At 69.8% G+C, this 15,161-nt stretch carries 10 protein-coding genes; 1 reads left to right on the top strand and 9 read right to left on the bottom strand.

The window, feature by feature from the left end; translation table 11 throughout:
- Positions 1 to 24: 24 nt before the first annotated feature.
- The 6 genes from AC1DKV_RS09135 to AC1DKV_RS09110 form a co-directional block, all read right to left on the bottom strand.
- Positions 25 to 441: a MaoC family dehydratase gene (locus AC1DKV_RS09135; protein WP_441614843.1), complete on the bottom strand. Its 417-nt coding sequence runs from the start codon at positions 439 to 441 to the stop codon at positions 25 to 27.
- Positions 442 to 455: 14 nt separating this feature from the next.
- Complete coding sequence (locus AC1DKV_RS09130; protein WP_441614841.1) at positions 456 to 896, bottom strand: MaoC family dehydratase N-terminal domain-containing protein; 441 nt, start codon at positions 894 to 896, stop codon at positions 456 to 458.
- Between the two features lie 81 nt (positions 897 to 977).
- Complete coding sequence (locus AC1DKV_RS09125; RefSeq protein ID WP_441614839.1) at positions 978 to 2,168, bottom strand: lipid-transfer protein; 1,191 nt, start codon at positions 2,166 to 2,168, stop codon at positions 978 to 980.
- A gap of 40 nt (positions 2,169 to 2,208) precedes the next feature.
- Positions 2,209 to 3,348, bottom strand: a complete 1,140-nt coding sequence (locus AC1DKV_RS09120) for an acyl-CoA dehydrogenase family protein (RefSeq protein ID WP_441614837.1) — start codon at positions 3,346 to 3,348, stop codon at positions 2,209 to 2,211.
- 41 nt (positions 3,349 to 3,389) lie between these two features.
- Positions 3,390 to 5,291 (bottom strand): feruloyl-CoA synthase, encoded by a 1,902-nt coding sequence (locus tag AC1DKV_RS09115; protein WP_441614835.1) that lies wholly within the window; start codon positions 5,289 to 5,291, stop codon positions 3,390 to 3,392.
- 408 nt (positions 5,292 to 5,699) lie between these two features.
- Complete coding sequence (locus tag AC1DKV_RS09110; protein WP_441614833.1) at positions 5,700 to 8,558, bottom strand: winged helix-turn-helix domain-containing protein; 2,859 nt, start codon at positions 8,556 to 8,558, stop codon at positions 5,700 to 5,702.
- A 371-nt stretch (positions 8,559 to 8,929) separates the two neighbouring features.
- Here AC1DKV_RS09110 and AC1DKV_RS09105 point away from each other — a divergent pair, with 371 nt between their 5' ends.
- On the top strand, positions 8,930 to 11,659 hold the full coding sequence (locus AC1DKV_RS09105; protein ID WP_441614831.1) for a winged helix-turn-helix domain-containing protein: 2,730 nt from the start codon (positions 8,930 to 8,932) through the stop codon (positions 11,657 to 11,659).
- A gap of 167 nt (positions 11,660 to 11,826) precedes the next feature.
- Here AC1DKV_RS09105 and AC1DKV_RS09100 read toward each other — a convergent pair whose 3' ends face one another.
- The 3 genes from AC1DKV_RS09100 to AC1DKV_RS09090 form a co-directional block, all read right to left on the bottom strand.
- The gene (locus AC1DKV_RS09100) at positions 11,827 to 12,972 is read right to left on the bottom strand and encodes a porin (protein ID WP_441643276.1); all 1,146 of its coding nucleotides are present in this window, start codon (positions 12,970 to 12,972) and stop codon (positions 11,827 to 11,829) included.
- Between the two features lie 201 nt (positions 12,973 to 13,173).
- Positions 13,174 to 14,142, bottom strand: a complete 969-nt coding sequence (locus tag AC1DKV_RS09095; protein WP_441614827.1) for a Bug family tripartite tricarboxylate transporter substrate binding protein — start codon at positions 14,140 to 14,142, stop codon at positions 13,174 to 13,176.
- 493 nt (positions 14,143 to 14,635) lie between these two features.
- Complete coding sequence (locus tag AC1DKV_RS09090; protein WP_441614825.1) at positions 14,636 to 15,157, bottom strand: PaaI family thioesterase; 522 nt, start codon at positions 15,155 to 15,157, stop codon at positions 14,636 to 14,638.
- Positions 15,158 to 15,161: the final 4 nt, after the last annotated feature.

Below are 15,161 nucleotides of genomic sequence, written 5' to 3'. Positions count from 1 at the left end.
TCTTGTCTCCTGAGTATCAAGTAGTTACAGCGCGACGACAGCGTCGCCGAGGATCTTGGTTTCGCCATACTGGTTGGCGGTCTGGATTTCCAGCTTGATGCGGCGCTCGCCGTTCTTTTCCATTTTTTCCACCACACGGCCGCTGCAGGTGATGCGGTGGCCGAGGTGCGTGATGCCGACGAAGCGCACGCCGAACTCGCGCAACTGGCGCTGGTCCACCCACAGGGTCAGCAGGCGGCCCAGGTAGGCCATCGACAGCATGCCGTGCGCGAACACGTCTGGCATGCCGGCCTTGCGCGCGAAGTCGGTGTCGATATGGATCGCGTTGTGGTCGTTCGAGGCGCCGGCAAACAGCGCCAGCGTGGTGCGGTTGACCGCTCCCAGCGTCAGCGGGGGCAGGGTATCGCCGACCTGGATCTGGTCGAAGCTCAGATTGTTCATTCGGATTCTCCGTTTCAGCCGTTGCGTTGGACCAGCACGCTGCGCAGGTCGGCCACGTGCTCGCCGGCCTGGTTGGTCACGCGCGTCTCGCGCACCACGAAGTCCAGCGCGCCGCCTTTCTTCTCGTAGATGTCGGAGATGCGGGTCTGCAGGTGCAGCGTATCGCCGGCATAGGCCATGCGGTGGTAGATGAAGGACTGCTCGCCGTGCAGGATGCGTTCGACCTTGATGCCAAGCTCGTCGCGCCAGCCGCTCGGCGGCTGCGCCAGCTCCAGCGAGAACAGGAAGGTAGGAGGCAGCGGCAGGGCCGGGTGGCCGGCGTCGCGCGCGGCGGACTCGTCCGTATAGACCGGGTTGGTCTCGCCGGTGGCCTTGGCGAAGAAGCGCAGCTGGCTGGGGGCGGCGGTGGTGCGGAAATCCGCAATCACCTTGCCGATGAATTTCTTGTCGATCATGTCAGGGATTCCGTCGGGGCAGGGGAAGGGTCGGGGTCCGGGGTCCGGCGTCCGGGAGTTGCGGCCGGACGCCGGGCATCGTCATCCGTGCTTCTTGTAGACCGTGACGACGCACGCGCCGCCCAGGCCCAGGTTGTGCGACAGCGCCACCTTGGCGCCTTCCACCTGGCGCTGGTCGGCGGTGCCGCGGATCTGGTGGGTCATCTCGTAGCACTGGGCGAGGCCGGTGGCGCCGAGCGGGTGGCCCTTGGACAGCAGGCCGCCCGACGGGTTGACGACCCAGCGTCCGCCATAGGTGTTGTCGCCGTCGTTGACCAGCTTCTCGCCTTCGCCTTCCTTGCACAGGCCAAGGCCTTCGTAGGTCAGCAGCTCGTTCTGCGCGAAGCAGTCGTGCAGCTCGATCACATCGATATCGTCGGGGCCGATGCCGGCCTGTTCATAGACGCTCCTGGCGGCCGAGCGCGTCATCTCCGCGCCCACCACGCGGATCATGTCCCTGGTGTCGAAGGTGGCGGGCACATCGGTGGTGAGCGCCTGGGCGGCGATCAGCACGTCGGTGCGCAGGCCATGCTTGCGGGCGAATTCTTCCGAGACCACGATCGCGGCGGCGCCGCCGCAGGTCGGCGGGCAGGCCATCAGGCGCGTCAGCACGCCGTCCCACAGCATCGGCGCGGCCATCACGTCTTCGGTGCTCACGATGTTGCGGAATACCGCCAGCGGATTGCGCGCGGCGTGCTGGCTGGCCTTGGCGCGGATCCTGGCGAAGGTTTCCAGCCTGGTGCCGTACTTCTTCATGTGCGCCATGCCGGCGCCGGCGAACTGGCGGATGGCGTTGCTCAGGCCGTCGGGGCGCCCGACCAGTTCGTCGACCAGGTTGTTGGCGCGCTCCAGCGCGCTGGCGCGGTCGGTCCAGGCGGATTTCAGCGCGCCCGGCACCATGAACTCGAAGCCCACCGCCAGTGCGCAGTCGACCACGCCGCTTTGCACGGCCTGCCGCGCCAGGAACAGCGCGGACGAGCCGGTGGCGCAATTGTTGTTGACGTTGATGACCGGGATGCCGGTCATGCCGACCTGGTAGAGCGCCTTCTGGCCGCAGGTGGAATCGCCATAGACGTAGCCGGCATAGGCCTGCTGCACGTCGGCGTAGTCGATGCCGGCATCCTCCAGTGCCTGGCGGATGGCAATCGCGCCCATCGTGTCATAGGTTTCGCTGGTGCCGGGCTTCTTGAACGGGACCATGCCGACGCCGGCGACGAATACTTTACGAGTCATGTCATTCTTCCTTCGCTTGCTTGGGATTGCGCTGGCATGTTCAGAGCTTGCGCGAGATCAGGTCGCGCATGACCTCGCTGGTGCCGCCATAGATCCGCGTCACGCGCGCATCGACGAAGGCGCGGGCCACCGGGTACTCGAGCATGTAGCCGTAGCCGCCGTGCAGCTGCACCATCTCGTCGAGCGCGCGGCCCAGGGCTTCGGTGGCATACAGCTTGGCGATCGCGGCTTCTTCCAGCGTCAGGCGGCGGCGCACGTGCTCGGCCAGGTAGTGGTCCACCAGCAGGCGTACCGCCACGGCCTGCGCCTTGATGTCGGCCAGCTTGAACTTGGTGTTCTGGAAGTCCCACACGGTCTGGTTGAAGGCCTTGCGGTCCTTCACGTAGTTGATGGTGTGCTCGAGGCACACTTCCAGCTTGGCGGCGGCGCCCACGGCGATGCTCAGGCGCTCCTGCGGCAGCTCGCCCATCAGGTAGGCAAAGCCCTTGCCTTCTTCGCCGAGGCGGTTGGCCACCGGCACGCGTACGTTGTCGAAGAACAGCTCGGCGGTGTCCTGCGCGTACTGGCCCACCTTGTCGAGCTTGCGGCCGCGGCGGAAGCCGTCGCGCTCCGCTTCCACCACGATCAGGCTGACGCCGCGCGAGCCGGCGCCGGGATCGGTCTTGCACACCATGATGATCAGGTCGGCGTTCAGGCCGTTGCTGATAAAGGTCTTGCTGCCGTTGATCACGTACTCGTCGCCTTCGCGCACGGCGGTGGTGCGCACGGCCTTGAGGTCGCTGCCGGTACCCGGCTCGGTCATGCCGATGGCCAGGATGGCTTCGCCCGAGCACACCTTGGGCAGCCAGCGCTGCTTTTGCTCGTCGCTGCCCAGGCGGTTGATGTACGGGGCAATGATGTCGGAATGCACGCCGAAGCCCAGGCCGCTGACGCCGGCGCGCGCCAGTTCTTCGTTGTAGATCGCGCAATGGCCGAAGTCGCCGCCGCCGCCGCCGTACTCGGTCGGCAGCGTGATGCACAGCAGGCCTTCGCGGCCGGCCTTGAGCCAGGTTTCGCGGTCGACCACGCCGGCCTTGTCCCATTTGGCCTGGTGGGGAACGCACTCGCGTTCGAGGAAGCGGCGCACCGTGGTGCGGAACATTTCGTGGTCGTCGCGGAAGACGGTACGGGTGACTTGCATGGAAAGCTCCGGGAAGATGGGGTAAGGGGCTCGATACGGTGTCAGCGCACGCAGGCGATGTGCGCCGCGGGTTCGGGGTGGAACAGTTGTTCGACGAGATGGGCGCGGCGCGCGCGGGTGGCGGCCTGGTTGACATAGCCTTTGTCGGCGATCTCGTTGGCATCCATCGAAGGCGGCTCGGCCATCAGCATCAGGCGCTGCACGCTCAGGCTGCTGGCGCCGCCGCCCTGGGCGCGCAGCCGCTCGCTGAGCGTGTTCACCACCAGCGGGTGGCGCACCAGCGCTTCGGCGTCCAGGTCGGCCAGTGCCGGGTCAAGCTCGCGGCAGGCCGCGAGGTTGGGCCAGGCCAGCGCGGCCAGGTAGTCGTGATCGTGGCCGCAGACGACGGCATCGCTCAGCAGCGGCGCGCATTTGTCGACCAGTGCCAGGCGCACCGCGCCGGTCCGCACCCAGGTGCCGTTGGTCAGCTTGAAATCCTCGACCACGCGGCCGGCGAACGTCAGGCCGCGGGCCGGATCGGCGGGATCGGCCAGGCGCACGGCGTCGCCCAGGCAGAAGTAGCCTTCCTCGTCGAAGGCCGCGGCAGTGAGGTCGGGACGATTGACATAGCCGGCAAAGACGAAGGGGCCGCGCATGCGGATCTCGTAACGTCCGTCGCCGCCGTCGAGCGGCACCAGCTTGACTTCGGCGCCCGGCATCGGCACGCCGACATTGCCGACGCCGTCGGTGGCCCAGCTGCAATACACGCCCATGCCGGTGGTCTCGGTGGAGCCCAGGCCGGAGCAAAAGACAATGCGCTCGCCCACGGTCTGTTCGGCCGCGCGCTGGATGCGTTGCCACACGTCGCGCGGCAGGCTGGCGCCGCCATAGCTGAACATCACCGCGTTGGCGAACAGGCTGCGCGCGAGCGCCGGGTCGCGTTCGATCTCGGCGACCAGCACGGCCCAGGCGGACGGCACGCTGGTGAACACGGTGGGCGAGACCTCGCGCAGGTTGCGCACGGTGCGCTGGAACAAGCCGGGCACGGGGCGCCCGTCGTCGATATGGTGGGTGGCGCCCAAGGCAACGGCGCGCGTGAAATTGAGCACGCCGCCCAGGCCATGGTGCCAGGGCAGCCAGTCGAGGAACACCGGCTGCCGCTCGACGAGGGCGGCGAGGTTGTTCGCGTAGTAGGCGGTCACGGCCGCGAGATTGCTGTAGGCGATGGCAACCCCCTTGGGTACGCCGGTGGAGCCCGAGGTGAACAGCACGCGCACGGTGTCGGCGGGGCGAATGGCGGCGCGGGCGCTGGCCAGCGCGGCCAGCCGCGCGGGCGTCAGCTCGGTGGCGGTCAACGTGCTCCAGGCAAGCTGGCCGGCCGCCGCGCCCTCCACCGCGATGACCTGCGCCTCGGGGCGTTCGAGGGCTGCGATGGCGCGCTCGAAGGGCGCGGCTGCCTGGACGAAGAACGCCGCCGGCGGCACCAGCCCGGCAATGCCTTTGAGGCGCGCGAAATCGCGGCTGATGGTGGCATAGGCGGGCGACACCGCGGCGGCGGGCACGCCCACGTATTCGGCGGCCAGCAGCAGGACCGCCTGCTCGATGGAGTTGCCTGACAGCAGCATCAGCGGCCGGTCTTGCCCGAGGCCGAGCTCGAGCAGGGCGGCTGCCACGGCCTGGACCTGGTGCCACAGTTCGGTCCAGCTGATCGAGCGCCAGGCCCCCTGCGCATCGCGCTCGCGGAAGGCGGCATTGGCGCCGCGCTGGTCCGCCCATTGGGGCAGGAAGTCGGCCAGGCCTTGCTGCGGGATGACGGCGGGCGGGGTCGCGCAGCGCAGCAGCAGCGTGCCGTCGTCGCGGCGCTCGACCAGCGTGGGGCGCTCGGGAAGCCCGGCGGGCCGGTAGACGGGAACGACGGGACGGTCGGCGGCAGCCGGCGCGTGCGCGGCCATTGGAGTGTTCATTGCACCTGTCTCCTGGGCTGGATGCGCGGGTGCGCGCCAGCCGTTTGTTCTTGCTCTGTGTGTTCCCGGGGCCAGCTATCGATGCGGATTCGCGATGCGGATTCGCGCGATTGCAGCGGGTATTGGCATGTCGCTAAGTTACCGCCAAGGGGGGGCGCGCCATAACCACCCGCGTCAGGTGGTTCCGCCTGCGGCCCGGGTGGCCCTGGGCACGGCAACGGGACGATCGCCGACGGGCCGGGCCGCCGCGCGGGGCGTCAGGGCATGCCAGCGCGGGCCATGCGCGGGCACGCGCCGCCGGCTGGCCGACGGCGGCGCCCGGCGGCCAGGAGGAGAAGGAAAGAGAAGGAAAGGAGCGGGGAAAGGGGAAGGGAACGGCGCGGGGCCGGGGCGCCGCGCGCGGCAGGCTCAGCCGCCCTGGCCAGGCAGGTCGGCGTCCGGGTCCGCATCCAGTGCCATGTCGCGCACGCGCGCCACGGCCTCGTCGCGGCTGCTGACACCGAGCTTGCGGAAAATGTTCCGCAGGTGCCATTTCACGGTTTCCGGCGACAGGCCCAGCGTGCGCGCGATCTTCTTGTTGGGCAGCGCTTGCCCGAGCAGCCGCACCACATCGGCCTCGCGCTCGCTAAGCGCTTCCGCGCCGGTAGCGGCCAGCCCGCCGGCGCCGGCTACCGCAGGTGCGGCGGGTGCGGCAGGCGCGGCGGGCATGCCGGCCGCCTGTGCTGCCTGCGCGGAGGACAGGCGCTCGACGTAGAAGGCCAGCAAGGGATCGAGCGCCTGGTCCTGCATGATCGCGCCGAGCAGGTCGAGTGCCGCCGGCTCCGCATCGAGCAGGCTGCGTACCAGGCCGAGACGATGGCCCCGGCGCAAGGCCGCCAGCAGCTTGTCGCGCGCGGGCTCGGGCATGCCCAGGCGGAAGTCCACCACCGCGCCCTGCCATTGCAGCTGGGCCACGTGGCGCTGCCAGCCACGCGCGTCGCACAAGGCGATCAGCGGCGCCAGGCGCTGCGCCGCGCCCGCCAGGTCGTCGTGCGCCAGGCATAGCTGGATGCGCGCGCGCTCGGCCACCACGCGGATCTCATCGAGTGCGCTTGGCTGCGTGTGGGGGTGGCGTGCGTCGATGACATCGAGCCGCGCCAGCGCGGCATGCGCGGCATCCGGGTCGCCATTCGACAGGTGTCGCCGGACTTGTTCGCCGAGGCTATGGGCCAGCAGGCGGTCCAGGCCCAGTTGTGCGGCGTACTCCTCCAGCCGCTCCAGGTAGGCCGATGCATCGAGCCGGTGGCCGGCGGCCCAGTGGCATGCCGACAACACCATCAGCACGCGCAGCACCGAGTCCGGAATCGAAACCCGCTCGAGCACATCCACGCGGTCTTCCAGCAGCCGGCGCGCGCCAGCGATGTCGTTTTGTTCGTAGAGCACTTCGCCGAGCAGCGCGGCGGCGAAGCAGCCGGGCTCGGCCGCCGCGCTGCCGGCCCTGTCCGCTTCGTACAGGACGTCACGGCAGATGCGCTCGACCTGGATCATCTTGCCTTCCAGGGCGAAGCTGAAGCCCACCACGCAGCGCCCGTTCAGGCTGCCGGAGGCGGTGCCCAGCAGCGGCGTGCCTTCGACCAGCAGCGGCGGCGCTTCGGCCTGGATGCGGCGCGCGCGCTCGTACTCGCCCAGGTGCATGTACAGCCACGACAGCAGGTTGTTGCGCCCGCCCACGGTGGCCGGCTCGACACCGGCGGGCGTCTGCAGCATCTCCGGCAGCAGGGACATCGCGCTGTCGGTGTCGTCGCGCTGCACCGCCAGCCCGAAGCGCAGCATGGTGAGGCGGTAGCGGGCGAGCAGGTCGTCTGGCGCAATGTCGGCAAGCAGGCGTTCGATGCTGGCCGCGGCTGCGTCCAGCTCGCGTGCGAAGGTCTGCATCTGCAGGGTCAGCAGGCGCAGCTTGATGCGGGCCTGGATTTCCTCGGGCGGCAACAGGCGCATCAGCCTGATCAGCTTGCGCTGTTCGCCCCTCGCGCCGAGCGTGCCGGCATGTTCCTGCACCAGGTCGGCGGCCGCGGCGGTCTCGCCCGCCAGCACGGCGTGGCGCACCGCCTCCTCCAGCAGGCGATGGGCGCGGAACCAGTGCCAGGCAGCCGCGTGCACGGCACGCTGCTGGCCTTCGCTGCGCGCGCGGAAGCGCTCCAGCAAGGTCTCGCGCAGCAGCGGGTGCAGGCGGTACCAGGTCTCGCGATCCGGCCCGTCGACCGGGGCGATAAAGAGGTTGTCGCTGTCGAGCCGCGCCAGTAGCGCGACCGCATCGGCCGAGGTTTGCGACTGGTCGCCCAGCGCCACGCACAGCGAGGCGCTGAAGCGCTGGCACGCGGCCGCGCGCACCAGCAGCTCGGCTTCGGCCGGCGCCAGGCGGGCCAGCACTTCGCGCTCGAAATAGTCGGCGAAGGCACCGGCGTCCTGCACATTGGCGCGCACGAAGGCGTCGGCCGACGATACGCCATCGATGAGCTGCTTGCGCCGCTTCCAGCGCGTGGCAAACAACTGCAGCCCGGCCACCCAGCCATCGGTCAGCTCGTGCATCAGGCGCGCGTCGCGCGTGGTGATGTCGCTCAGCTGCGCCTTCAGGAAGCGCTCGGACTCCGCCAGCGTGAAGCGCAGGTCGCGCTGGTCCAGCTCCAGCACCAGGCCCTGGTCACGCAGGCGGCCGAGCGAGAGCGGCACGGTGCCGCGCGATGCCAGCGCGATATGCAGGTTGGCGGGCGCGTAGTCGAACAGCCACTGCAGTGCCTCATGGACCCGCGCGTCGGCAAGATGCTGCAGTTCGTCGAGTACCAGGACCAGTTCGCGCGGATGCGCGGCGATGCCCTGCACGAGCGCTAGCACGGTGCGCTCGACCGCTTCGGGGTCCACGCCGCGCCCGCCCAGCAGCGCCGCTTCGCGCACGATCGCGGGATCGACCCGGGCCAGGCTGCCCAGCAGGGCATCGAGCAAGCGCGCCAGGTCGTTGTCGTCGGCGGACAGGGTCAGCCATGCCACGTCGAAGCCAAGCGTCAGCAAGGCCTGGCGCCACGCCAGCAGCGTCGCGGTCTTGCCGCAGCCGGCCGGGCCTTGCAGCACGATCGCGCGCCGGCGCCGCGCCTCGGTCAGCTGGGCCAGCAGGCGTTCGCGCGCCAGCACCCTGACCGTGTCGCGCGGCGGCTGCAGCTTGGCCTGGCCGGTGGCGTCCGGTGCCGCGCCGGGAAGTGGGCTTGCGCCGGGGGTGGAGGGACTTTGCGGCATAGGTAACCGGTGCCTTCTTGCTGGCCTGGCGCAGGCCATGCCGGCAAGCGCCAGGCGCAGATGAAATGGTGCATTGTACAGCGCACCTGCCGCGGCCCGGGCCTTGCCGGGGCCGGCGCGCACCGCTTTTTTGCGCGGGATTCGCCGCGCTTGCGCGTGGCCTGCGCGCGCGGCCACGGGGGCCACCCGGATCAGGTGGGGGAGCCGGGACAGGGGCTCGCGCAATGCCACCCTAGTATATATTTCGCGCAATCGGCGAAGGTGCGCGTTCTCCCCGGTTACGCGCACCTTCGGGACGCCCGACCTTCACCGGGGCAAGCCGGCCGTACCTTCGCGTGCCGCCCGACGGTCTTGCCGAGAGCCGAAATCCGATGCAACGGTATCATCCTGTTCCCCCTGCCGAAGTGGCGCCGCCACGCCTTGGCAAGCGCCTGATCGTGCGCGAAGCCTTGCTCGCCAGCCTGCACGACGCGCGCCAGCGCAAGCTCGTGCTGATCACCGCCGGTGCCGGCTTCGGCAAGACAACCCTGATGGCGCAGTGGCGCCAGAAGCTGATCCGCGAAGGCGCCAGCGTGGCGTGGCTGTCGCCATGCGCCGGCGAGGATGCGCCGCAGGCATTGTGGGCAGGCCTGCGCGCCGCCTTGCTTCATGCGGCAGGCCCCGGCGCCCAGGCGGCATGTCCGGACGATGCGCAGGCCGCGCCGCAACGCCTGGCTGCTGGCCTGGTCCGGGCGCTGGCCACCGCGCGCGAAGAACTGTACGTAATGATCGACGAGTTCGACCGCGTCGGCGACCCCGCCAGCCGGGCCTTGCTGCAGGCCATCCTCGAAGCGCGGCTGCCCAACCTGCACCTCGTCATCGCATCGCGCAAGGCGCCGGCGCTGTTGCTGGGCCGGCTGCGCGCGCTGGGCGAACTGGGCGAGTTGGGCGGCGCCGACCTGGCATTCTCGTATCCGGAAACACTCGCCTTCCTGAAATTGCATCGCGACGCACGCGTGGACCTGGATGCCGCCACGCGCCTGCACTCGCTCAGCGACGGCTGGCCTGCCGGGCTGCAACTGCTGTCGGCCTCGCTCAAGCAGGGGCAGCGCCATCCCGCTCGCCTGCGCGCACTGGCGCCCCATGCCGATCGCCTGCATGCCTACTTGCTGGAGGATGTGCTTGCCGGCCTGCCGGGCGAGTTGCTCGCCTTCATGCAGTCGGTCTCGGTGCTGCCGCGCTTCAATGCGGCGCTGGCCGCCTTTGTCACGGGCGCCGGCCACGCCGCGGCGCTGATCGAGGCGATCGACGCGCACGGCTCGTTCCTGCTGCCCGCGCACGCGCACACGTGCTCGCCCACGGATGAGGCGGGCGACTGGTACCGCTTCCATCCGATGTTTACCGCATTCCTGGCGCAGCGCCTGGCAGCCGGCCAGGAGGACGTGGCCGCGCTGCATCGCCGTGCCGCCGCATGGTTCGTGCGGCAAGGGGACTTCGCCGAGGCGGTGCCGCACGCGCTGCTGGGCAAGGATTTCGATGCTGTCGCCGGCCTGGTGGAGCGCGCGCTGCCGGCCCTGCCCAGCCTGAGCCAGCTGCGGGCCTTCCGCCAATGGATCGAAGCCGTGCCGTGCGAACGGCTGGCGCCGCATCCGCGCCTGCTGCTGCTTGCCGGCTGGGCCAGCGCCGTGACGGCGCGGCCCGCCGAGGCCGAGGCATGGATGACGTTACTCGAGGCGGCCCGCCCCGGCGCTGGCGTCTCGCGGCATGGCCGGCTGCTGCGTGGCGTGATCGCCCTGCAGCGCGATGACATGGCGCAACTGGAAGCGATCCTGGCCACGCTGGATCACGTCCCGCTGGGCCTGGCGGCGCTGGAGCACATCCGGCTCGGCCTGACCCTGCGCTGCCTGGCCGCGCGCGGGCGCCACGCGGACGTGCGCGATCTGCTTGCCTCGGCCGCGGCAAGCGCGGCGCGCAACGGCACCGGCGAACTGGCGCTGATGGCCCGGGCGACCACGGCCGGCGCGCTGCTGCTCGAAGGCTATGCCGTGCAGGCCGAACGCCTGAGTACGGAGGCCCTGGCCGATGCGGAGCGCCGTCATGGCCGCCGTTCGGTCGGGGCCTGCTTCTGCGCGGCGACGGCGGCGGTGGTCCTGTATGAGCGGGACGACACCGAGGCGGCGCGGCTGGCCCTGGCCGACCGGCTCGACATGCTCAAGCTGTCGTCGCCCGATGTCGTGCTGCGGGCCGCGCGGTGCCATGCCCGCCTGGAAGCGCTGGCCGGGCTGCCGCACGACGCCGTGGCCTACCTGATCGACATGGAAGCGCATTTCCGCGGGCGCGGCATTGCGCGCGGGGTCGCGCACATGGTGTCCGAGCGGCAGCGCATCGTGCTCGCGGGAGGCGACTGGCGGCACGCGCAGTCGCTGCAGGCCGCGCTCGACCTGCTGGCCCAGGGCCATGCGGGCGAGACCATGATCATGGCCGCGCTGGCGCGCGCGCGGCTCGCGCTGGCCATGGGCGAGGCGCAGGGCGCGCTGCTGGCGCTCGAACCGGCGCGCGCTGCGATCACGGGGCTGGGCAGGGAGGCGATGATGGTCACCTCCGATGTCCTGCAGGCCCTGGCGCTGGATGCGCTGGGGTGCCACGTCGAGGCTACCGCTTGCCTGGAGTCGGCGGTGGCCACGGCGTATCGCCTGGGCCTGGTGCGCACGCTGCTCGATGAAGGCGAGCGTGTGGGCGGCTTGCTGGGGCGCCTGGGTCGGCGGGGCGATGCCACGCAGCAAGCCTATCTCGCCAGATTGCAGGGCTTGCCGCCCGCCATGTCCGCTACGTCCGCCACATCAGGGACATCCGCGACCTCCGCAACAGGCGGCGAGCGCGTCGGCACCGCGACGCACGCGCCGGGCAAGACAGGGCTGCCGGGCCTGACCCGCCGCGAGCAGGAGATCCTCGGGCTGCTGGAGCAGTCGATGTCGAACAAGCGCATCGCGCTGGCGCTCAATATCAGCGAGCTGACGGTGAAGTGGAATCTCAGGCAGATCTTCGCCAAGCTCGGCGTGTCGCGGCGCTACGATGCCATCGTTGCCGCGCGCCGGCAGGGCCAGCATACGGGGGCCGGCTGACGGCACCGGCGTGTGCCCGGCGTGTCGGGTATGTCGGGCCGCAGAGGCCCGCGCCGGCTGTCTTGTGGCCAGCCGGCGCGGACGCGGCGCTTGAGTACCGGTTCAGGTCAGGCGCTCACGATAAGCGCTCACGGCGAGCGCTCCGGTCAGGCGTTCAGGTCAGGCGCTCAGAAGATATGGCGCACGCCCATCGTGACGCCGACCATGCCTTTCTGCCCCGTCATCTGCGGATAGTTGAACGCGTAGGCCGTGGTCGCGCTGTCGAAGCTCAGGCCGCCATTGCGCGCATAGCCCGCCGACAGGTAGACGTCCGTGCGCTTGCTGAAGTTGTAGTCGGCGATAAAGCTGTACTGCTGCATATTGGGCGGATTGGTCGACGCCGAGGTCGCCGTGGCGCGCTGCGACTTGACGTCCGCATAGAAGTAGGCGAGCGACAAGCCAAGCGCCGGCGTGGCCTGGTAGTTGACGCCGGCCCAGTAGTAGTCGTCACGCAGGAGCGTGCCGCCACTGGCGAAGTCGGCCTTGTTCCAGCGGTAGCCGCCCGTGAACTTGAGCGGGCCGGTGGTGTAGCTGAGGGCGCCGGCGGCCTTGCGGACCGTGCCTGGCTGCCCGACGTTGACCGCGGGCCGCCATTCGTCGTAGGCAAGCGACGCGCCGAAGCCATTGCTCAGGTACATCAGCGAGCCGCCGAAGGCCGTGTTGTCGCTGAAGTGTCCCGGCGTCTCGCCGGCGCCGCCGTTGGCCAGGGCCGTGCTGGCATTGAGCACCGAGACGCCGGTGCCGAACGAGTAATGCGCCACGGCCTGGAGCCCGCCGAACTGGCCCGTGTACTTGACCATATTGCTTTCGCGGTAGTTCAGGCCCAGCCACCAGATACCGGGCTCATAGGTGGCCGCGAAGCGCAGCGGCGAGAAGTTGGCGAGGCCGTCGAAGAAGCTGGTGTACTGGCGGCCCAGCGTGATCTTGCCGTAGGTGTTGTTCTGCAGCCCGACGAAGGACTGGCGCGAGAACAGCGTGTTCGATTGCAGCGCGCCGGTATCGGGCTGGAAGCCGCTTTCGAGCACGAACAGCGCCTGGTTGCCGCCGCCGAGGTCTTCCACGCCGCGCAGGCCCCAGCGCGATGCGGACAGGCCGCCCACGCTCGGCTGCGCGAAGCGGCTGCCGCCGACCGTCGGGGTCGCGGGCGAGGCGGCCACCCGGTTGACGTACTCCACGGATGCGTCGATCACGCCGTAGAGGGTGACGCCCGACTGTGCAGATGCCGCGCCGCTCACTGCGCTCAATGCCGCCATGGCGACGAGTGTTCTTTTCATGCTGAGTCCTCTCCTTATCGTTGTATGCAGGGCACCGGGCACCTTCCTCCACTGCCGTGCCCGTGATGGCATTAGAGCGTGGGGCTCTTTTTCCGAACCCACCCAAAAAGGAGTGAATCGCGGTGATCGTGGTTTTATTCCCGCTGGAAATCGGCCAGGCGGTCAGTCCCTATTGACGCGCGGCCGCAGACGGGCGGCGGATCAGTCGGCCTTGACGCCGGTCGACCTGATGAGGCGCCCCATCACCGGTTCGAAGGTCTCGAAGTCGCGCTTGAATTCCTGCGCGGTGCTGCCCACCGGCTCCAGCGCGAGCGACTCGAAGCGTTCCTTCATCGGCGCGGAATTGACCGAGGCGCGTGCCTCGGCTTCCAGGCGGGCGAGCACCGGCGCGGGGGTGCCGGCGCGCGCCACCAGGCCGACCCAGCCCGGCGTGGTCAGCTCCTGGTCCTTCAGGCCGGCCTCGAGCAGGGTCGGCACGTTCGGCAGTTCCTTGACCCGGTGCTTGCCGACGATCGCCAGCGGGCGCAGCCGCCCGCTCTGGATCTGCGGGCCCAGCGTGCTGACCGAGCCGATGGCCCAGGCGACGTTGCCGCCGAGCATGTCCTGCACCATCGGCGCTTCGCCCTTGTAGGCGATGTGCGTCATGTCGAGTCCGCGCGACTGGTTCAGGTAGGTGCCCAGCAGATGCGGCATGCTCCCGACCCCGTACGAGCCGTAGCTGACCTTGCCCTTGTTCTGCGCGGCCCAGTCAAGGAACTCCTGCATGTTCTTCACCGGGACCTTGTTGTTGACCACCAGCACGATCTGGCCGATGCAGATCTCGGAGACGAAGGCGAGATCGCGGCGCACGTCGTAGGGCACGTGCGAGTAGAGGTACGGCGTGTTCATGAGCGGCGTGGAGTGCGTGACCAGCAGCGTGTAGCCGTCCGGCGCCGCGCGCGTCAGCGTCTGCACGGCCAGCATGCCGGCGGCGCCAGGCTTGTTGTCGACGATGATGGTCTGTCCCAGCCGCTTGCCCATGTCTTCGGCCAGCGTGCGGGCAATGACGTCGGTCGCGCCGCCGGGCGGCCCGGGCACGACGAAGGTGATGGTGCGCGTGGGGTAGGCTTGCGCGCCGCAGACGGCGCTCCAGGCAAGAAGGGCAGCGGCAAGCAGGGTTTTCTTACGCATCTGGCATGACCTCGCAATTGAGTTGGGCTGAGTGGATTCCGCCCGGATTCCGCCCGGGTTCCGGCCAGTGCGGGCGCGCTGGCCGGGCCCGGTCAGGAGGGCTTCCCGAGTGCGACGTTAGGGGATGCGGCGAGGGCTGTAACCCACCCGTGTCGGCGGGGCGGGATTCCACTATCCGGGTCAACCCGGCGGGCCGTGCGCGATGGCGCGCGACGGTGCGCGATGGTGCGCGACGGTGCGCGGTGCCGTGGAAACGCCGGCGCTTGGGAAAGGAAAAGGATCTCCGCCCGTCAGGCCGGAGATCGAAAACCTCGCCGGCATCGAGGCACCGGCAAAGTGGAGACAAGCTGAGAGGCCGCTGGGCGATGCGCCGCGGCGCGCTTCACGATCCCGGTGGGCGCAACACAAGCCTACGGAAGATCAGGCACGCACGCCCCCGCCAGAAGGGAGGGGGTGCCGGATCGCAACGGCGATTCCGCTGTGCCGCACCGGGTCAGGACGGAGCGCGGACCGGCGGCGGGATGCCTGCCGCCGGCTCGGGGCGGCTGTCGCTTCTGCCTAGGTAGAACACGCCCGCCGCGTGCAGAGCGGTGCGCTCCCCGACCATGACCCGGCAGTTCACATTGGCGACGCGCGCGCCTTGCTTGAGCAGGTCGACGTGCGCTTCGACCCAGTCGCCGGCATGGACCGGGCCGAGATAGTCCACGCTCAGGTGCAGCGTGCGCGCCGGCGGCGTGCCGAGCCGGCGCACCATGACGATGCCGAAGGCACTGTCGGCCAGCATGGCCAGGAAGCCGCCGTGCGCGATGTCCATGTTGTTGAGGTGCTCTGCGGCGATGCGCACGCCCACCACGGGCCGCTGTGCGTGCAGGTAGAAGCCGCCGCAAAGCCGCGCGAAGCCCCTGGCGCCGCCGACCGGCTCGAAGCCGGCTGGCACGTCGTGGTCCTGCGCGGGTGGCTGCGCCAACGTTGAGGGGCACTGCGCGATGGCGGCGGAAGATTGCGTCTGAGGCATGGTT

It is taken from the genome of Cupriavidus sp. 05T41, assembly GCF_056396525.1.
This window is presented reverse-complemented; position numbering and strand designations above follow the sequence as displayed.